Annotated in this window: 18 protein-coding genes; 12 read left to right on the forward strand and 6 right to left on the reverse strand. The window is 70.4% G+C overall.

Annotation, left to right across the window (positions count from 1 at the left end; all coding sequences use genetic code 11):
- Positions 1-102 precede the first annotated feature (102 nt).
- The 4 genes from ACMGFI_RS16230 (at position 103) to ACMGFI_RS16245 (ending at position 4,491) form a co-directional block, all read left to right on the forward strand.
- Positions 103-963, forward strand: a complete 861-nt coding sequence (locus ACMGFI_RS16230; protein WP_436910889.1) for a fumarylacetoacetate hydrolase family protein — start codon at positions 103-105, stop codon at positions 961-963.
- 94 nt (positions 964-1,057) lie between these two features.
- On the forward strand, positions 1,058-1,822 hold the full coding sequence (locus ACMGFI_RS16235) for an IclR family transcriptional regulator (RefSeq protein WP_436910890.1): 765 nt from the start codon (positions 1,058-1,060) through the stop codon (positions 1,820-1,822).
- A 338-nt stretch (positions 1,823-2,160) separates the two neighbouring features.
- Positions 2,161-4,116: a DEAD/DEAH box helicase gene (locus tag ACMGFI_RS16240; protein WP_436910891.1), complete on the forward strand. Its 1,956-nt coding sequence runs from the start codon at positions 2,161-2,163 to the stop codon at positions 4,114-4,116.
- A gap of 63 nt (positions 4,117-4,179) precedes the next feature.
- Positions 4,180-4,491: a CGCGG family putative rSAM-modified RiPP protein gene (locus ACMGFI_RS16245; protein ID WP_436910892.1), complete on the forward strand. Its 312-nt coding sequence runs from the start codon at positions 4,180-4,182 to the stop codon at positions 4,489-4,491.
- A 33-nt stretch (positions 4,492-4,524) separates the two neighbouring features.
- Here ACMGFI_RS16245 and ACMGFI_RS16250 read toward each other — a convergent pair whose 3' ends face one another.
- Positions 4,525-4,752, reverse strand: a complete 228-nt coding sequence (locus tag ACMGFI_RS16250) for a hypothetical protein (RefSeq protein ID WP_436910893.1) — start codon at positions 4,750-4,752, stop codon at positions 4,525-4,527.
- 143 nt (positions 4,753-4,895) lie between these two features.
- Here ACMGFI_RS16250 and ACMGFI_RS16255 point away from each other — a divergent pair, with 143 nt between their 5' ends.
- The 3 genes from ACMGFI_RS16255 (at position 4,896) to ACMGFI_RS16265 (ending at position 6,002) form a co-directional block, all read left to right on the forward strand.
- Positions 4,896-5,063 carry a hypothetical protein gene (locus tag ACMGFI_RS16255; RefSeq protein ID WP_436910895.1) on the forward strand — a complete coding sequence of 56 codons (168 nt, stop codon included), beginning with the start codon at positions 4,896-4,898 and terminating at the stop codon, positions 5,061-5,063.
- A gap of 355 nt (positions 5,064-5,418) precedes the next feature.
- Complete coding sequence (locus ACMGFI_RS16260) at positions 5,419-5,727, forward strand: hypothetical protein (RefSeq protein ID WP_436910896.1); 309 nt, start codon at positions 5,419-5,421, stop codon at positions 5,725-5,727.
- A 134-nt stretch (positions 5,728-5,861) separates the two neighbouring features.
- Complete coding sequence (locus ACMGFI_RS16265; protein WP_436910897.1) at positions 5,862-6,002, forward strand: hypothetical protein; 141 nt, start codon at positions 5,862-5,864, stop codon at positions 6,000-6,002.
- A gap of 12 nt (positions 6,003-6,014) precedes the next feature.
- Here ACMGFI_RS16265 and ACMGFI_RS16270 read toward each other — a convergent pair whose 3' ends face one another.
- Positions 6,015-7,766 carry a MutS-related protein gene (locus tag ACMGFI_RS16270; RefSeq protein WP_436910898.1) on the reverse strand — a complete coding sequence of 584 codons (1,752 nt, stop codon included), beginning with the start codon at positions 7,764-7,766 and terminating at the stop codon, positions 6,015-6,017.
- 121 nt (positions 7,767-7,887) lie between these two features.
- Between ACMGFI_RS16270 and ACMGFI_RS16275 the strand changes: the two genes are divergently transcribed.
- Entirely contained in the window at positions 7,888-8,592 is a 705-nt protein-coding gene (locus tag ACMGFI_RS16275; RefSeq protein WP_436910899.1) for a zinc ribbon domain-containing protein, read from the forward strand.
- A gap of 1 nt (position 8,593) precedes the next feature.
- On the opposite strand, the gene ACMGFI_RS16280 is transcribed toward ACMGFI_RS16275, so the two are convergent.
- Entirely contained in the window at positions 8,594-9,499 is a 906-nt protein-coding gene (locus ACMGFI_RS16280) for a PLP-dependent cysteine synthase family protein (protein WP_436910900.1), read from the reverse strand.
- 223 nt (positions 9,500-9,722) lie between these two features.
- Between ACMGFI_RS16280 and ACMGFI_RS16285 the strand changes: the two genes are divergently transcribed.
- The 3 genes from ACMGFI_RS16285 to ACMGFI_RS16295 all read left to right on the forward strand — a co-directional run bounded on the left by ACMGFI_RS16285 (position 9,723) and on the right by ACMGFI_RS16295 (position 11,696).
- Positions 9,723-10,697 (forward strand): hypothetical protein, encoded by a 975-nt coding sequence (locus ACMGFI_RS16285; RefSeq protein ID WP_436910901.1) that lies wholly within the window; start codon positions 9,723-9,725, stop codon positions 10,695-10,697.
- A 91-nt stretch (positions 10,698-10,788) separates the two neighbouring features.
- Positions 10,789-11,226 carry a DUF488 family protein, N3 subclade gene (locus tag ACMGFI_RS16290; RefSeq protein ID WP_436910902.1) on the forward strand — a complete coding sequence of 146 codons (438 nt, stop codon included), beginning with the start codon at positions 10,789-10,791 and terminating at the stop codon, positions 11,224-11,226.
- Between the two features lie 83 nt (positions 11,227-11,309).
- On the forward strand, positions 11,310-11,696 hold the full coding sequence (locus tag ACMGFI_RS16295) for a thioredoxin family protein (protein ID WP_436910903.1): 387 nt from the start codon (positions 11,310-11,312) through the stop codon (positions 11,694-11,696).
- A gap of 60 nt (positions 11,697-11,756) precedes the next feature.
- Here ACMGFI_RS16295 and ACMGFI_RS16300 read toward each other — a convergent pair whose 3' ends face one another.
- Together ACMGFI_RS16300 and ACMGFI_RS16305 are read right to left on the reverse strand one after the other, a co-directional pair.
- Complete coding sequence (locus ACMGFI_RS16300; protein ID WP_436910904.1) at positions 11,757-13,916, reverse strand: thioredoxin domain-containing protein; 2,160 nt, start codon at positions 13,914-13,916, stop codon at positions 11,757-11,759.
- Positions 13,917-14,025: 109 nt separating this feature from the next.
- Positions 14,026-15,477: an NAD-dependent succinate-semialdehyde dehydrogenase gene (locus ACMGFI_RS16305; protein WP_436910905.1), complete on the reverse strand. Its 1,452-nt coding sequence runs from the start codon at positions 15,475-15,477 to the stop codon at positions 14,026-14,028.
- A 69-nt stretch (positions 15,478-15,546) separates the two neighbouring features.
- On the opposite strand from ACMGFI_RS16305, the gene purD reads away from it, so the two are divergent.
- Positions 15,547-16,905, forward strand: a complete 1,359-nt coding sequence (purD, locus tag ACMGFI_RS16310) for a phosphoribosylamine--glycine ligase (protein ID WP_436910906.1) — start codon at positions 15,547-15,549, stop codon at positions 16,903-16,905.
- Between the two features lie 34 nt (positions 16,906-16,939).
- Here purD and ACMGFI_RS16315 read toward each other — a convergent pair whose 3' ends face one another.
- A complete protein-coding gene (locus tag ACMGFI_RS16315) occupies positions 16,940-17,446 on the reverse strand; it encodes a plastocyanin/azurin family copper-binding protein (protein WP_436910907.1) in 507 nt (168 codons plus the stop codon).
- Positions 17,447-17,453: the final 7 nt, after the last annotated feature.

Genomic DNA, 17,453 nt, shown 5'->3' on the forward strand with positions numbered 1-17,453 from the left:
GCGCGCCCGGCGACGCCGCGGACGAGACCACAGTCTCGCGATCCGGGGTCGCGTCCGTAGCCCGGCAAAACTAAATACTGGCTGGTCATCACACTCAGTAGCATGAGATACTTTCGAGTGACGCGCGGGGACGACGAGCGGTTGGTAGTGTCCGACGGGGACGACTCCTACGACCTGACGAGCGCGCCCGACGGCCCGTCGACGGTCGTCGAGCTGCTCGCGTCCGACGAGACGCGCCAGGGCCTCGACGAGGCCGCCGAGGCCTACCTCGACGACGCCGAGCCGGTCGAGGTCGACGACGAGGACCTGGTCCTGCCCGTCGAGCCGCCCGAGGTGTGGGCCTCCGGCGTCACCTACCAGATCAGCGAGGAGGCCCGCCAGGAGGAGAGCGACAAGCCGGACGTGTACATCGACGTCTACGAGAGCGAGCGCCCGGAGGTCTTCTTCAAGGCGACGCCCAGCCGGACCGTCGGCCCGAACGACCACGTCGGCATCCGCGGCGACTCCACGTGGGACACCCCCGAACCCGAACTCGCGGTCGTGCTCTACCAGGGCGAGATCGTCGGGTTCACCATCGGCAACGACATGTCCAGCCGCTCGATCGAGGGGGAGAACCCGCTCTACCTCCCGCAGGCGAAGGTGTACGACCGCTGTGCCTCGCTCGGGCCGTGCGTGACCGCCGCGGGCGCGGTCGACGACCCCCACGACCTGGAGATGACGATGCAGATCCACCGCGACGGCGAGGTCGCCTACGAGGGCGCCACCAACACCGGCGAGATGGTCCGCACCTGCGAGGAGCTGACCTCGTATCTCACCCGACACAACGTCGTCCCCGACCTGACCGTTCTGATGACCGGAACGGCGCTCGTCCCCGAGGGCGATTTCACCCTCCGCGAGGGCGACCTCGTCGAGATCGATATCGAGGACATCGGGACGCTGACGAACCCGGTCACGACGGTCTGAGCGGCTAAAACGTTGTCTCGGCCCCGAGTGAACTTCTGAACGACCGTTTGCGATTGCAGAACGGTTATTACGGGCGAGCGTATTGACTCCGGGTATGGCGCAGACCGCGCGGAACACGGTGAAATCGGTCGAACGCACGTTCCGGATCATCGGTGGGCTTCAGGAGCTGGGGGGCGCGGGCGTGACGGAGCTGTCGACGCACCTGGACCTGCCCAAGAGCACGGTCCACAACTACCTGAGCACGCTGGAGCAGGAGGCCTACGTCGTCAAGGACGACGACGAGTACCGCATCGGCCTCCGCTTTCTCGAACACGGCGCGTACGCCCGCAACCAGTCGCAGATCTTCGAGATCGCCCGCCCGGAGCTCGACCGGCTCGCCGACGAGACCGGCGAACTCTGCAACCTGCTCGTCGAGGAACACGGCAAGGGCACGTACCTCTACCGCACCCGCGGCGAGAACGCCGTCCGCGTGAAAGAACACGTCGGCAACCGGGTCTGCCTCCACAGCACGGCCCTGGGCAAGGCCATCCTCGCCCACCTCTCCGAGGAGCGCGTCGACGAGATCGTCGACCGCCACGGCCTCCCCGAGACGACCGAGCGCACCGTCACGGACCGCGACGAGCTGTTCGAGAACCTCGCAGAGATCCGCGAGCGCGGCGTTGCCTTCGACGACGAGGAGCGACTGTCGGGCCTGCGCTGTGTCGCCGCGCCCGTCCTCAGCAACGACGACCGCGTCCTCGGCGCCATCTCCGTCTCCGGGCCCTCCCACCGCTTCGAGGACCACCGCTTCCGCGAGGAACTCCCCAAGCGCGTCCTCGAAACCGCCAACGTCCTCGAACTCAACGTCACCTACTCGTAACTGGTCGAAATATAATCCTGCAGTCTTCTCTTCCCAAACATCACATTAAGTTCATTTTATCCCGGGATTCACGGTCTGAGATCCCACGGTAGAGATCCGGATTCAGGCCGTTATAATCGGTTTTAGGTCATTCCACTGCCTGCGACGAATCCGCACCGGACCCATCCGGATGCCGCCAGGGCGGACGGAATGTGGTCTCTTAACACGTAACTGGTCGATATCGGTCGCTATGCAGGAGATCCCGTCCGCCGAGCCGAGTGATCGATTTCGAACTATTATCTGAAACCGGTAGTTCTACGCCGACACGGCTGAGGCGGGCGCCCGCAGACGAAACCCCCTTGACCCGCCGTCGCCAACCGGCGGGCGTGACAGACGACCAGGGGGAGCCGTCGCTGGACCGGTTCCACGAGGCGGTCGAGGCGGCGAGCAACCCGGTGTTGACGACCGAGGAGGTCGCGCGCCACACCGACCAGCCCCGCGAGGCGGTCGAGTCGTGGCTCGCCGACCTCGAAGGGAAGGGGTCGGTGGTGAGCCGCGACGTGTCCCAGGACCCGACGGTGTGGTACCCGGCGGAGTGGACCGACTACGCCGACCGCGAGCGCTTCGTCGTCTTCCCCGACCGCCGGCAGATCGTCGTCGACCGGCCCGCGCAGTTCACCCGCGCCCAGCTCTCGCAGTTCGCGCGACTCGTAGATACGAACGGCGAACAGGGCTACGTCTACGAGATCGACGACTCCGACGTGTGGCAGGCGCCCTACGAAGATCTGGAGGGGCTGATCGGGACGGTCCGGGACGTGCTACCCCAGCGCTATCCCGACCTGGAGGAGTGGATCGGCGACCAGTGGAAGCGGGCACACCAGTTCACGCTGAAGACCCACGAGGACGGCTACGTCGTCCTCGAGGCGGCGACGGAGAACCTGATGGGCAACGTCGCCCGGCAGAAACTCGGCGACGAACACCTCCGGGCGCCGATCTCCGACACCGAGAGCTGGGTCGCCGAGGAGGCCACCGCCGAGGTCAAGCGGATCCTCTACGAGGCGGGCTACCCCGTCCAGGACGAGCGGGACCTGGAGTCCGGGGACCCCCTCGATCTCACCCTGAACCTCGACCTCCGGGAGTACCAGCACGACTGGGTCGGGCGGTTCATGGAGACGAAATCGGGCGTGCTCGTCGGACCGCCCGGGAGCGGCAAGACCGTCGCCGCGATGGGTATCGTCGAGCGCGTGGGGGGCGAGACGCTCATCCTGGTCCCCAGCCGCGAGCTCGTCCGACAGTGGCGCGACGAACTGCTCGCGCACACGACGCTGGACGAGACGCAGGTCGGCGAGTACCACGGCGGCACGAAGGATATCCGTCCCGTCACGGTCGCCACCTACCAGACCGCGGGGATGGATCGGCACCGTCACCTGTTCGACTCCCGGGAGTGGGGGCTGATCGTCTACGACGAGGTCCAGCACGTCCCCAGCGACGTGTACCGCCGGAGCGCGAACCTCCAGACGCGCCACCGGCTCGGACTCTCGGCGTCGCCCGTCCGCGAGGACGACCTGCAGGAGGAGATCTTCACGCTGATCGGGCCGCCGATCGGCACCGACTGGGACGCGCTGTTCGACGAGGGGTTCGTCGCCGAGCCGACCGTCGAGATCCGCTACGTCCCCTGGACCGACGACGACCACCGCAACGAGTACGTCGGCAGCGAGGGCCACGAACGCCGACAGATCGCCGCCTCGAACCCGGCGAAGGTCGAGGAGACGCGGCGGATCCTCCGGGAACACCCCGAACAGAAGGCGCTGGTGTTCGTCGACTACCTGGATCAGGGTCGCGAGCTGGCGGCGGCGCTGGACGCGCCCTTTATCAGCGGTGACACCCCCCACCACGAGCGCGCCCGGAAGTTCGAGCAGTTCCGCGAGGGGGCGCTTGACACGCTGGTCGTCTCCCGCGTCGGCGACGAGGGGATCGACCTCCCGGACGCCTCGCTGGCTATCGTCGCGTCGGGACTGGGCGGCTCCCGACGGCAGGGCACCCAGCGCGCCGGCCGGACGATGCGGCCGGCCGGGCGCGCGCTGATGTACGTCCTCGCCACGCAGGGCGCCCGCGAGGAGGAGTTCGCCCGCCGGCAGATGCGCTACCTCGCCGGCAAGGGCGTCCAGGTCCGCGAGCGCACCGTCGAGGAGCCCGACGACGGCGAGGCCGACGCCGACGACGACCCGGACCGAGACGAGCGGTCGACCCAGGGGGACCCGTCGGATGCGGAGTCGACGTCGACCGAGGACGACGACGAGTCCGGACTGGTCTGACGACCGCGCTACCCGAACAAGTTCGGCGACAGGGGTTCGCGTGAGCGACTCCTACGGGACCGTATGTCTGTCAGCCACGACGACGTGGAGCCGGTGACCGACCGCGTCCACGACAACTCCTGGTCGGCGAATCTGGAGAAACCCCACCACGGGGAGGACCGCGAGCTCGTGGTCTCCCAGGCGCTCGATGCCGTCGAACACACGGCTCCCGGAAACCACGTCAACCTCGTCACCCACGGCGACCACGGCCACCCGGAGGCGTATCTCTACGAGGCGCTGGACGAGGAGTTCGGCGACGCCGTCCGCTACGAGTACGTCGAACAGTGCGGCTGTGGCGGGCACGTCGTCCGCGCACACGTCGAGCAAGCGGTCTGAGCGGCCGGCTCAGCCGCCGGCCCCTCACCGCGGTCAGTCGTCCGCGAGTTCCTCGCGCTCGGCGCGCTTCTCCTTCACGTCGTCGATGAACGAGTCGACGGTGACCCGCTTCTCGCCGATGGTGGCGCCGACGATGGCGCCGAGCGCGCCGCCGGTACTGGCGGCGTTCCGGCCGACGAGACCGCCGATCCCGGCACCGATAGCGGCGCCGATGGCTGCGTAGCGAGCACGGCTCAGGACGCGTTTGATGCGTTTCTGCATACCCCGTCGTTCGCCCATGAGAGGGATAAATGTGACCCTCCCGAGAGGTCTCGCGTGTCAATCACTGCCATACCTGCAAAAAATTTAATATAAATCCGTGTAGACGTATCGGGTACGCTCCCAGGTGAGCGGTGATCCCGACCATGACCGAACTCAGCGCGTATCCGGCGTCCGCAGGGGCCGACGGCTCGGCCTGCCCCGACGCCGGGTTTGCCGTCTCCACCGATGCGCCGGTGGGCAACGGCAAGCGGACTCCTGCGCGGGTTCGGTTCGGCGGGGTCGACCGCACGCTCGAACCCATCGCCGCGTGAAGGTCCGCAGGCCGCCCGGGCTCCCAGTCCGGTGACGGCCGTCGGTTCGAGCCCACCTCGGCTCTTCCTGTGACAACCGGGTCGTGGCCACGGGTCCGTCCCGCCTGATGTCGGGCTCCGAAGTCCCGACGGTCCCGCGCCCGCGACACCGCAGTCACGGTACGCTCAGTCCCCCAGACTCGCGCCCGTCCGGCCGGTCGCCGACTCGTCGACGACCGTCCGGGCCGGCCTCGTCCGGCTCGCCGGCCGGGCGCGAGGGTGAACCAGCGCCAGCTGTGCCGGACAGAGGCATCACTGCGCTCCGGACGCCCCTCGGAGGCAGCGGGCGGCGCGTTCGACTCGCGCCGGGCGTCGTATGGCAGTCCATGCCACTACCCAGGTGGAAGCGACGGCGGAGATAGACCTGTGGGTCCCCCGCGACACGATGGCGGACCTGGAGAGCGGCGTCCGGACGGTCGTCGCCGACGCGGCGGGCGTCGAGACGGCCGAGGTCACCGGCGTGACCGACGTGACGCCCCGCGCCACGGACATCCGCGTCACCGCGACGGTCTGGGTCGTCCTCCCCGACCACGAGGTCGACCCCGATGCCGTCCGGGAGACCCTCGAAGACGGCTTCGGCATCATGGCGGCGAGCGTCCCCGTGGCCGAGGCGGCCGAGGCGTGAACGGCGGCAACTACCGACGGCGACCCCGCGGCGGGGTCGTCCCGGCCTTTCGCTCCCCGCGGTCACAGCGGTGTGACGCCGGCAGACGGCCGGAGCGGCGGGTTCGATCCCCGCCGGGGAGCCTGGTGAGAGCCATGTTGTGCATCATCGCGCCGGAGTACGCGTCGCGGGACGACGAGTCACGGCACCGATCGGCGGACGACGAATCGGAGGGCGGGACGGAGTCCGAGGAGGACCCGTCCGACGGCGAACTACTGCCGACGATGACGGTCTGAGAACGCGACGCCTCAGGTCGACCAGCGGGCGTCCGAGAGGGTCCGCTGGACGGCCTCCTCGCCGACCGCCTCGGCGAGCGTCTCGAAGCCCGCCCGCTCGCCCCGGTCGCCGGCGTTGGCGACCAGCCGCGAGACGATGAACTCCGGGGTCGACCGCCCCACCGTCTCGAAGCGGGGCTGGTAGTCGACCTCCAAGTCCAGGTCCGGGGTCAGCCCCTCGGCGAAGATGCCGTCGACGCGCGCCTCGGGCGGCAGCGGTTCCAGGTCGTCGGCGAGGTGGGTGACGAACACGCCCAGCGCGCCGCGGTCGACGCTCAGGCGGACCAGCCCGTGGAGCAGGTCCGCAGCGCTGCCGGGTTCGGTGATGGCCTCGAACTCGTCGACGAGCATCAGCGTCCGGCCCTCGTCGGTCAGCGGCGGGACGACCGAGCGGAGCGTCGACTCCAGCACGCCCGCGTTGAAGCTCGCGTGGCGCCGGTGGAAGACGACCGTGTCGACGATCCCGACCTCCGCGCTGTCGGCGGGGACCGGCAGGCCCATCTGGGCGAGCAGTTGCACCTGACAGAGCGTCTCAAGCAGGGTGGTCTTCCCGCCGGAGTTCGCGCCGGTGAGGACCGCGACCCGGTGGTCCCGCGGCGGGGCCGACGCCGCCGCCACGTCGAGGTCGTGGTCGCCGACCGCGTATGTGACCGGCTGGACCGAGGCCCCGCCCGCGACCAGCGAGAGATTCTGAGCGTTCTCGACGGCGACCGTCTCGCGATCGACGAAGGTCGGCCGCTGTAAGTCGAACTCGTCGGCGAACCGGGCGAGCGAGACGTACAGCGCCACGTCGTCGACGGCTGTGACGGCGGCGTCGATCTCCTCGCGGGCCGATTCGAGCGTCCCCTCCAGCCGGTCGGCCACCTCGGCCTCGCGCTGTTCGACGGCGGTCCGCAGGTCGCCCGCGAGCGCCCGCAGCGTCTCGGCCACGAAGTCGCCGGCGTCGGTGGCCTCACCGGGCATCGCCTCGCGGACGCGCGCCACGTCCACGTCTGTCTCGCTCGTCACGTGGCGCACCAGCGTCTCCCGGAAGTCGTCGGCGCCGCGCGCCCCGGACTGGACCTCCTCGGCGACGCCCTGGGGAGTGGCCGCCATGTCCTCGACGCTCGCGAGCGTCCCCCGCAGCGAGTCCAGCCGGTCGTCTGCCCCCTCGCCGATCCGGTCGTCGCCACCGGCCAGCCCGGCGAGCGCGGCCGCCGCGTCGTCCAGCGTCTCGTCGTCCAGTTCGGCGATCGGTTCGAAGACGCCCTCGGAGACGCCCGCCTCCGAGAGGGCGAGCGCGGTCCGGACCGCGGCGAGTTCGCCGCCCTCGTCGCCCTCCGCGAAGGCGTCCTCGACGGCCTGGCGGGTCTCGTCGTCGAGCGCGGTCCAGGCCGCGCGGGCTTCGAGCACCCGGTCGATGCGCTCGGCCATCTCCTCGCGGGAGCCCAGCGGCGTGAGGATGCGGATCCGGCTGGCGGCGTCCTCGGTCAGCGCGTACTCGCCGGCGAGGTCGAGGATCTCCTTGTACACCTCGCGGGTGTCCCGCGTGGCGAGCACGTCCATCGCCTCGCCGCCCTGCGCCCGCCGGAGGATGCGCGTCGCCCGCCCCTGCGAGAGCCCGGCCGCGACCAGCGCGCGGGTGTCGGCCGTCTCGATGGCCTCGACCGCCCGCTCGACGCCCAGTTCGTCGGCCAGCAGGTCCCGGGTCTTCGGCCCGATACCCCAGTAGTCCTCCAGTCGCATGCCCGGTGGGTGGCTCCCCGCCGGTAAAGTCGTTTCTCGTCCGCTCCCCGGCGAGTGCGACCCCGACGGGGCCGGCCCACGGTGAACGGGATTCTTGACGGCCGAGCGCGTAGCCGGCGCCATGACCGACTCAGGGGACTCCGACGGCGCGGGCGACGGCGTCGAGGACGCCGCTACAGGGCACGACCCGGAGGATGTCCCCCCCGCCGACGACGCCGGGGAGTTCCCCTGCCCGGAGTGTGGCGACCCGCTACCGGCCGACGCGCGCTTCTGCCCCCGGTGCGCGACGCCCATCGGCGAGGACGGCGAGGCGGTCGCCCTCTCGGATCTGGACGACCGCTTCGACGGGGACCCGGCTGAACTCCTATCCGTCGAGGGCGGCGAGCGTCGCGCGTCGGGGCGGGTCATGGTCGTCGCGGGCCTGGCGGTCGCGCTCCCGCTCGCGCCGCTGGGGCTCTTTCTCGCGAACACGGTCCACACGCTCTCGGTCTGGAACGTCGCGCTGGTCTTCCTCGGGTGCTGGCTCGCGCCGGCCGCGTACCTCGCCCGCGCCCGCGTCCCGGCCGAGGCGTTCGCCCGGAGTTGCTACCTGATCGCCGCCGGGGCCGCGCTGATCCCGGTCGGCCTGCGCTTCGGCGGGAACGGGCTCGCCGCGGGCGACCTCTCGGTCCCGGTCCCGACCGTCACCGCGGTCGCCCTGCTCGTCGCGGGGCTGGCCGCCCTGCTCGGACGGTTCATGCACGGGCAGGCGACCAGACGGGTCAGCGGCGACCTGCGGGCGTTCGAGGACGCCCGGCCCGACCCCGAGGAGACGGAGGAGAACTGAGTCAGTCGAACATCCCGGTCGACATGTACCGCTCGCCGCTGTCCCAGTAGACGGTGACCACGAGGGGGTCCGCGACGCCCTCGTCGAGGAGGCGCTCTGCCACGCGCTTGGCGACGAGGTTCGTCCCGCCGGAGGACTGGCCGACGAAGATGCCCTCCTCGCGGGCGAGACGGCGACACTCCGCCTCGGCCGCGTCCAGTTCGACCGTCTCCACGTCGTCGAGCAGGTCGCGGTCGAGGTTGTCGCTGACGAAGCCGGGTCCCATCCCCTGGAAGTCGTCCTCGCCGGCCTCGCCGGTCGAGAGGACGGCGTTGCTCGCCGGTTCGACGGCGACGATCTCGACGTCGGGGAACTCCTCGCGCAGGCGGCGGCCGATCCCGGAGATCGTCCCGCCGGTACCGACGCCGGCGACGAACGCGTCGGGCTCGCGGCCGTCGAGCTGTTCGACGATCTCGGGGCCCGTCGTCCGGTAGTGGGCCTCGGGGTTGGCGGGGTTGTCGAACTGGCGGAGCTGGACGTGGCCCGCCTCGCGTTCCAGTTCGTCGGCGCGCTCTTTGGCGTCGGAGATGTCGCCGTCGACGAGTTCGATCTCGGCGCCGTAGGCGCGCATGATCTCCCGGCGCTCGGGGGACTTCGAGGCGGGCATGACGAGCGTCACGTCGTATCCCTTCGCCGCGCCCACCATGGCCAGCCCGATGCCGGTGTTGCCGCTCGTCGGCTCGACGATGGCGTCGCCCTCCGCGAGCGTCCCCTCGCGCTCGGCGGTCTCGACCATCCCCTTCGCGGGCCGGTCCTTGGCCGACCCGCCGGGGTTGAACGATTCGATCTTCGCCGCGACCGTCGCGCCATCGGGGGCGTCGACCGCGACCAGCGGCGACCCGATGGTGTCCAGGATGCTCTCTCTCACTGGGGCCGAGTACGACACGAGCGCTTAAATGGCCCGTGACAGCGGCAGGGAGTGCGGTCGTCGGTGACGGGTCCAGATCGGGTCCCCTGGCGGGGTGAATCGTGTGATTTTCCGGGTTACCTATGCAGGCCGAACAGCCATTCGAGTGCCGGGTCAATGGGCAGGTGAGCCGTTCGACGAACGACCGTCGAACGGTGACAGCACCGCGGTATCCGGATCTATCATGTCTTACAACAACCCTAACAACCGACGACAGCAGAGCCAGCACAACCAGCAGCAGGGCCGCTCGATCGGCGGGCAGCACTCGGCCCACTCCCAGCAGCGTGACCAGCAAGGCCAGTTCACCGGCCATCAGGGCCAGCAACAGGGCCACCAGCAGCAGAGCCACCAGCAGCAGGGCCAGCGAGGACAGCAGTACCAGCAACCCCAGCAGCGTCAGCACGGTCAGCAGCAGCCCCAGCAGAGCCACCAGCAGCAGGGTCAGCGAGGACAGCAGCAGGGTCAGATCCCCGCCAGCCAGCAGCCGGCCGGTCAGCAGACCGGCTTCCCCGGCCAGCAGGGCCGCGGCGCGGACCAGGGCGCCCAGGACCAGCGCCACTCCCAGCAGTTCCGGCAGGAACACAGTCAGATCGCCCAGCAGTTGCCCCGTGACCAGTCCGGACAGTTCATGTCGCCGTCGCAGGGCGGCCACCGGCAACAGGGCCGTCAGCAGTACCAGCAGCAGGGCGGCCAGCAACAGGGTCGCCAGCAGGGCGGCCACCAACAGAGTCGCCAGCAGGGCGGCCACCAGCAGCAGGGCGGCCAGCAGCAAGGCCACCAGCAACAGAGTCGCCAGCAGCACCAGCAGCAGGGCGGCCAGCAGCAACGCGGTCAGCAATTCGGCGGGCAGCAGGGCCGCTCGATCGGCGGCCAGCACTCCGCGCACTCCCAGCAGCGTGACCAGCAAGGCCAGTTCACCGGCCATCAGGGCCAGCAACAGGGACGGCAGCATCACCAGGGCCAGCAGCAGCAGGGCCGACAGCAGGGCCAGCAGCAACAGAGCCGCCAGCGCCAGCAGAATAGCGGGAGCGACGACCGGAGCGGCGGCCAGGGCAACACCCAGGGGCTGACCCAGGAAGCCCGCCGCCGCGGCGGCAAGCACTCAGCGCAGGAGCAGGAGCGCGACGAGAGCGGCCAGTTCACCGGCGACAACAGCTAAGCGACGCGCCCGTTTGCGGTCGACCGCCCGCGGCCCCGTCATCGACCCAGCGGACGCAACTTTTTCCGCCCGTTCGCCCGTAGCGAGACCCGTGTCCGGGACCGTCACCGAGACCTACGCGGCCGCGCTCCAGCACGACATCGCGGACCTGCCCGACGACGCCGCGCTCGTCGGCGTCGTCCGCCGACCGACGGGGTGGTTCTCGGCGCTCGTCGACGAGAACCGACCCGAACTCGGGCCCCCGGAGTCGTTGCTCTCGGAGGCGAAGGAGCGCCAGGAGGACTTCCGGCGCCAGGGGCTGTGCGACGAGGAGGCGCACAACGCCGCCTGGGGCGAGGTCGACTTCGAGGCGCGGTACCGCGAGCACCTCGCGAGCGGGGCGGCCGCCGAGGCGCTCACGGGGCTGGCCGAACGGGTCGCCGACGGGGAGTCGGTCGCGCTCGTCTGTTTCGAGGGCGACGACAAGCGCTGTCACCGGCGGATCCTCGACGACGTGGTCCGCGAGCGGGCGACCGAGTCGGCGGAGTGACCGGCGAGTGGCGGCGCTGAGACGAGCGCAGCGCGCGTGAACGGAGCGTTGTCGTTAAGCCGCCCCGTGCGCAAGAGAGTGGTATGTCACTGGAGACCATGGATCCGAACCCGGTGTGGACCGAGGAGGCCTACGCCGAGACGGTAGACGTGCTCGCGGCGCTGGGCGACGAACTCACCTACAAAGTCTGGGGCGGCGACTGGTGTATCGACTGCCGCTCGCAGTTGCCCGACTTCGGCGCGGCGCTCGACGCCGCGGGCGTCCCCGACCACCGAATCGAGGAGTACGCCGTCGAGAAGGAGGACGACGGCACGAAGGTGGGCCCGAAGGTCGAGGAGTACGACATCGAGTACATCCCGACGGTCGTCGTGGAGCGCGACGGCGAGGAGGTCGCCCGCTTCGTCGAGGAGGAACCCGTCCCAATCGCCGTCTACCTCGCTCGCGAACTCGACCACCTGACCACCGTCTGAGACGGTCACACCGGCGCTCCGCCTGTACTCCCTTCCCCCGTCAGTCCTCGCTCTTTCCCGTCACTCCTCGAACCACGCCAGCGCCTCATTCAGGTCGTGCGTCGGCGGCGAACACGCCCGCGACCGGCACGCGTACACCGTCGGTTCGCCGTCGCGCGCCTCGCGGCTCGCCCAGACCGGCGGTGCCTCCGCGAGGCCGAGCGCGTCGAGCCACCCGTCGAGCGCGTCGTCGGTCGCCGGTCGCGGCGCGAGCACCCGCCGCGGGACGTAGGTGTCGGCCAGCGTCTCGCGCCACGACACCGGCATCGACTCGGCGGCGAGCGTGAGCTCGTGGGCGCCCCGGCGGTAGGTGTCGGCGGCGAGCGCGAGCGACGGGTGCTGCTGGGGGTTCGACTCCACGCGGTTGCCGTGGGTTGCGAGCACGCCGCCGGCGACCGACTCGAAGCGGTCGTGGTCGACGAACGCGTCCAGCGCGAGCAGTAACTCGGCGGCCACGCCCGCGCTGGAGGGCGTCGACTGGTCGGCCAGCTCCTGCGGGCGGGCGACCAGCGACTCGCCGCTCTGCGGGGTGAAATACAGCGTCTCCGCCTCGTCGTCCCAGAACTCCGCCTCGACGGTCCGCGCGAGGTCCAGCGCGAACGCGAGGTGGTCGACCTCGCCGGTCACCTGATAGGTGTCGAACGCGCCCCGCGCGAGGAAGGCGTAGTCCTCCAGATATCCCTGGATGGCCACGTCGCCGTCCTTGAATCGCCGGGAGAGCCGCCCCGAGTCGGCGTCCCACAGGTTCTCGCGGGCGAAATCGAGGGCGTCGGTCGCTGTCTCGGCCCACGCCTCGTCGTCGACCAGCGCCGCCTCCGCGAACGCCGAAATCATCAGCCCGTTCCAGCCCGCCAGCACCTTCTCGTCGCGGGGCGGCCGCGGCCGCTCCGCGCGGGCCTCGAAGACGGCCGCCTTCCCGGCGTCGAGCAGTTGTTCGGCGTCGTCGGTCGAGAGCCCGTAGTCGTCCGCGAGCGACTCGACGGACTCGCTCCGGGTGAGGACGGTCTGCCCGTTCTCGAAGTTCCCGGTCGGGGTCACGCCGTAGCGCTCGCGGAAGATGTCGGCCGCGAGGTCGGCCTGCTCGCCGGGGATCCCGTGTTCGGGGCCGTACTCGGCGATCGCGTCGTCGATCCCGTCGGGCGTCCAGACGTAGAAGGCGCCCTCCTCGCGCTCGCCGCTTCCGTCCGCGCTCTCGGCGTCGAGCGTGCTGTAGAAGCCGCCGTCGGGGTGGGTGAGTTCACGCTCCACGAACTCCAGCGTTTCGCGGGCGGTCTCGCGGTAGCGCTCGCGCCCGGTGAACTGGTAGCCGGTCAGGAAGACCCGCGCGAGTTCGGCGTTGTCGTACAGCATCTTCTCGAAGTGGGGGACGACCCACTCGCGGTCGGTGGTGTAGCGGTGGAAGCCGCCGCCGACGTGGTCGTAGAGCCCGCCGTCGGCCATCGCGTCGAGCGTCTCTTCGACCACCTCGCGGTAGGCGTCCCGGCCGTCGGCCGCGTGGGCGCGCATCAGCGCGCGCAGGCGGCCGGGCTGGGGGAACTTCTGCCCCTTTCCCCAGCCGCCGAACTCGCGGTCCGCGCCCCGGAGCGCGGCACTCGCGACCGTGTCGAGCACGCCCTCGTCGGGCGCCTCGCCGGGCTGGTCGGGCGTCGACTCCAGGTCGTCCTCGATGGCCTCGGTCCACTGGCGGGCGCGGGACTCCATCTCCTCGCGCTGTTCGGGGTCGGCCCACGACTCGGAGATGTCTTCGAGCAGTTGCCGGAACCCCGGCGCGCCGCGCTTCGGTTCCGGCGGGAAGTAGGTGCCGACGTAGAAGGGGTCGCCGTCGGGCGTGAGCCAGGCGTTGAGCGGCCAGCCGCCGCGACCGCTGACCTGCTGGCAGATGCTCATGTACACGGAGTCGATGTCCGGCCGCTCCTCGCGGTCGACCTTGATCGGGACGAACTGCTCGTTGAGCAGCTCGGCGATCGCCTCGTCCTCGAAGCTCTCCTCCTCCATGACGTGACACCAGTGGCAGGCGGCGTAGCCGATGGAGAGGAAGATGGGTTTGTCCTGTTCCTCGGCGGCCGCCAGGGCCGCCTCGTCCCAGGGCTGCCAGTTGACGGGGTTGTCGGCGTGCTGGCGGAGGTAGGGGCTCTCCTCCTCGTCGAGGCGGTTGCGGGCGGTGGGGTCCGCGTCGGTCATGGACGCCCGTACGCCGGGGACGCCGAAAAGGAACCGGGAACGCGGACGGTCGGGACGACCCGGCCGCGACCGCACCGAAACCCCTGTCGGGTCCGGGGCGCCGCCGCGACTACTCGATCCAGACGGTCTTGCGGTTGAGGAACTCTTTCATCCCCGCCTCGGAGAGCTCCCGGCCGTAGCCCGACTGTTTGACGCCGCCGAAGGGAACCCTGGGGTCGGACTTCGTGAGCTGGTTGACGTAGGTGCAGCCGGCGTCGATCCGGCGGGCGACGCGCTCGCCGCGCTCGCGGTCCTCCGTCCAGACGCTCGCGCCCAGCCCGAACTCGGTGTCGTTGGCCCGCTCGACCGCTGCCGCCTCGTCGTCGACTTCGTAGACGGCCGCGACCGGGCCGAACAGTTCTTCGCTGTCGGCGGGACACCCCTCGGGCACGTCCGTCAGGGCCGTCGGCGGGTAGTAAGCGCCCTCGCGGTCCAGCGGCTCGCCGCCGGTGACGACTTCGGCGCCCGCCTCGACGCTGGCCTCGACCTGTTCGTGGAGTTCCGCCATGAGGTCCTGGCGGGCCTGCGGGCCGACCTCGGTGTCTTCGTCCATCGGATCGCCGACGGCGAGCGATTCGACCTCGTCGACGAACCGGTCGAGAAAGTCGTCGTAGACGGCGGTGTGAACGACGAAGCGCTTGGCGGCGATACAGGACTGGCCGCCGTTGAGGTTGCGGGCCCACGCGCCGGTCTCGGCGGCGTCGGCGAGGTCCGCGTCGTCGAGGACGACGAACGGGTCGCTCCCGCCGAGTTCCAGCACCGTCTTCTTCAGGTTGTCGCCGGCCGCCGACGCGACGGCGCGACCCGCCGGGCCGCTCCCCGTCAGCGTCGCCGCTCGGACGCGGTCGTCGGCGACGATGTCCTCGACCCGGTCGGAGGACACGAGCAGCGACTGGAAGACGCCCTCGGGGTAGCCGGCTTCCAGCAGGATTTCCTCGATGGCCTCGGCGCATCCGGGGACGTTCGAGGCGTGTTTCAGCACGCCGACGTTCCCGGCGGTGAGATACGGCGCGAGGAAGCGGAACACCTGCCAGAACGGGAAGTTCCACGGCATCACCGCCAGGACCACTCCCAGCGGCTCGTAGACGGTCTTGACCTCCGTTCCGGGCGGACTCGGGTGGTGCTCCTCGGAGAGGTACTCGTGGGCGTGCTCGGCGTAGTGCTCGCAGACCCACGCGCACTTCTCGACCTCGGACTCGGCCTGGGAGACCGGCTTGCCCATCTCCCGGGTCATCAGCTCGGCGTACTCCCGTTTGTTCTCGCGGAGCACCTCCGCGGCCGAATCGATCAGCTCCTCGCGGTCGGCCAGCGGCCGCTCGCGCCACTCCGCGAAGGCCGCCTCGGCGTCCGCCAGCGTCCGCTCGACGGCCGCCCCGTCGGCTTCCTCGTAGGTCTCGATGCGCTCGCCGGTCGCGGGGTTGACGACCTCCATGGCTGGTCGGGTATCGGGCGCAACCCACTTATTTGCGAGCCCACCAGTGGTGGTCCGCCGCGATGACGGCCGCGTTCCTCCCGTCGCCACTCACCCGCCCGCGCGGATCGTGTCGCCCGAAAGGCAACCTTTAGGCTCCCACCGCGTCGGATATCGGATATGACGGAGACAGTCCTGCTGGTGGGCGGCGGCGGCCGGGAACACGCGATCGCCCGCGCGCTCGCCGACTCGGACGCGGACCTGTACGCCTGCGCGGGCAACCGCAACCCCGGCATCGCGCGGGTGGCCGACGGCTTCGAGTCGCTGGAGACCACGAACCCCTCGGCCGTGACCGCCTACGCACGCGAGGTCGACGCCACGCTCGCGGTCGTCGGCCCGGAGGGCCCACTCGCCGCCGGCGTCGCGGACGCGCTGGACGACGCCGGCGTCTACGCGTTCGGCCCGCAGGAGGCCGAGGCCCGCATCGAGACGGACAAGGCGTTCCAGCGCCGGTTCATGGAGCGCCACGACATCCCCGGCTGTCCGGTCTTCGAGACGTTCGAGGACATGGACGCCGCCTGCGAGTTCGTCGACGAGTTCGACGGCGACCTGGCGGTCAAGCCCGCCGGCCTCACCGGCGGCAAGGGCGTCCGCGTGACGGGCGACCAGATCTCCAAGGAGGAGGCCAAGGAGTACATCCGGGAGTCCGACTACGAGCGGATCGTCCTCGAGGAGCGACTCGTCGGCGAGGAGTTCACCGTCCAGGCGTTCGTCGCCAACGGCGACGTGCGCGTCACGCCGGCCGTCCAGGACCACAAGCGCGCCTACGAGGGCGACGAGGGCCCCAACACCGGCGGGATGGGCAGCTACTCCGACGCGACGCTGGAACTCCCGTTCATGGACGAGGACGATTACATGGAGGCCGTCGAGGTGCTGGAGGCGACCGTCGACGCGCTGGAGGGGTACAAGGGCGTCCTCTACGGGCAGTTCATGCTCACCGCCGACGGCATCAAGGTCGTCGAGTTCAACGCCCGCTTCGGCGACCCCGAGGCGATGAACACACTTCCCGTCCTCAACACCGACTTCCTGGACGTGCTGACGGCGGCACGCGACGGCGAGTCGCTCCCCAAGCTCTCGTTCGCCCCCCGGGCGACCGTCTGCAAGTACGCCGTCCCCGAGGGCTACCCGACCGACCCCGACAGCGGCGCCCGCGTCACCGTCGACGAGGACACCATCGAGCGGGTCAACGAGCGCTACCGCGGCGACGGCGGCGAGTCGAATGCGGTCGCCGACGGCGGGTCCTCACCGGAGGTCCAGCTGTTCTACGCTTCGGTCGACGAGCGCGACGACGGCATCTACACGACGACCTCGCGGTCGTTCGCGGTCGTGGGGATCGCCGACACGATCTCCGTCGCCGAGGAGATCGCCGAGGACGCGCTGGAGGCGGCCGGCGACGGCGTCCGCATCCGTCACGACATCGGCAAACCGGACCTGGTCCAGCAGCGCATCGACCACATGGCGGAACTGCGCGGCGAGTGACGCCGACCGAAACGTAGCCGCCCCGAGCGCCGCTCTACTCGACCGAGATGCCGCCCTTCATCCCGGTCGTCTCGTGCGGTCCGCAGTAGTAGGTGTAGATGCCGGTCGTCTCCAGTGTGACCGAGTACGTCTCGCCCTCGGGGACCGTCTCCATCTCGCCGCCCTCCGTCCCGTCGAGGGAGCCGCCCTCGGGCTGGCTCTCGGGCTTGACGTTGTGCGTCGGGGACTCGAACTCGAAGTTGATCGTCGTCCCCGAGTCGACGCGCAGGTACACCGGATCGAACGCGAGGCTGCCGTCCGGGCCGACCGCGACCGTGGCCTCGCTCTGACCCCGTGCGTCCTGGCTGGTGTCGCCCTGCGCGTCGTCGAGATACGAGGGCCAGGAGGGTGTGTCGCCACCGTCTCCGCCGTCGCCGTCGCCGCCGTCGCCGTCGCCGCCATCCCCGCCGGATGTCTCCGTCGAGCACCCCGCGAGGAGTCCCGCGGTCGCCATCGCTCCGATACCACCGAGCAGCCGTCGACGTCGGATTGCGTCGGTCATGTCACAA

The organism is Halosimplex marinum (assembly GCF_051414075.1).
Taxonomy (GTDB): domain Archaea; phylum Halobacteriota; class Halobacteria; order Halobacteriales; family Haloarculaceae; genus Halosimplex; species Halosimplex marinum.

Bases quoted from the DNA above. Each gene is read 5' to 3' on its own strand.
- ACMGFI_RS16265 (WP_436910897.1), top strand. From the start codon at position 5,862: ATGTTGTGCATCATCGCGCCGGAGTACGCGTCGCGGGACGACGAGTCA.
- ACMGFI_RS16245 (WP_436910892.1), top strand. From the start codon at position 4,180: ATGTCTGTCAGCCACGACGACGTGGAGCCGGTGACCGACCGCGTCCAC.
- ACMGFI_RS16285 (WP_436910901.1), top strand. From the start codon at position 9,723: ATGTCTTACAACAACCCTAACAACCGACGACAGCAGAGCCAGCACAAC.
- ACMGFI_RS16255 (WP_436910895.1), top strand. From the start codon at position 4,896: ATGACCGAACTCAGCGCGTATCCGGCGTCCGCAGGGGCCGACGGCTCG.
- ACMGFI_RS16300 (WP_436910904.1), bottom strand. From the start codon at position 13,916: ATGACCGACGCGGACCCCACCGCCCGCAACCGCCTCGACGAGGAGGAG.
- ACMGFI_RS16230 (WP_436910889.1), top strand. From the start codon at position 103: ATGAGATACTTTCGAGTGACGCGCGGGGACGACGAGCGGTTGGTAGTG.
- ACMGFI_RS16275 (WP_436910899.1), top strand. From the start codon at position 7,888: ATGACCGACTCAGGGGACTCCGACGGCGCGGGCGACGGCGTCGAGGAC.
- ACMGFI_RS16270 (WP_436910898.1), bottom strand. From the start codon at position 7,766: ATGCGACTGGAGGACTACTGGGGTATCGGGCCGAAGACCCGGGACCTG.
- ACMGFI_RS16235 (WP_436910890.1), top strand. From the start codon at position 1,058: ATGGCGCAGACCGCGCGGAACACGGTGAAATCGGTCGAACGCACGTTC.
- ACMGFI_RS16250 (WP_436910893.1), bottom strand. From the start codon at position 4,752: ATGCAGAAACGCATCAAACGCGTCCTGAGCCGTGCTCGCTACGCAGCC.
- ACMGFI_RS16295 (WP_436910903.1), top strand. From the start codon at position 11,310: ATGTCACTGGAGACCATGGATCCGAACCCGGTGTGGACCGAGGAGGCC.
- ACMGFI_RS16315 (WP_436910907.1), bottom strand. From the start codon at position 17,446: ATGACCGACGCAATCCGACGTCGACGGCTGCTCGGTGGTATCGGAGCG.
- ACMGFI_RS16260 (WP_436910896.1), top strand. From the start codon at position 5,419: ATGGCAGTCCATGCCACTACCCAGGTGGAAGCGACGGCGGAGATAGAC.
- purD (WP_436910906.1), top strand. From the start codon at position 15,547: ATGACGGAGACAGTCCTGCTGGTGGGCGGCGGCGGCCGGGAACACGCG.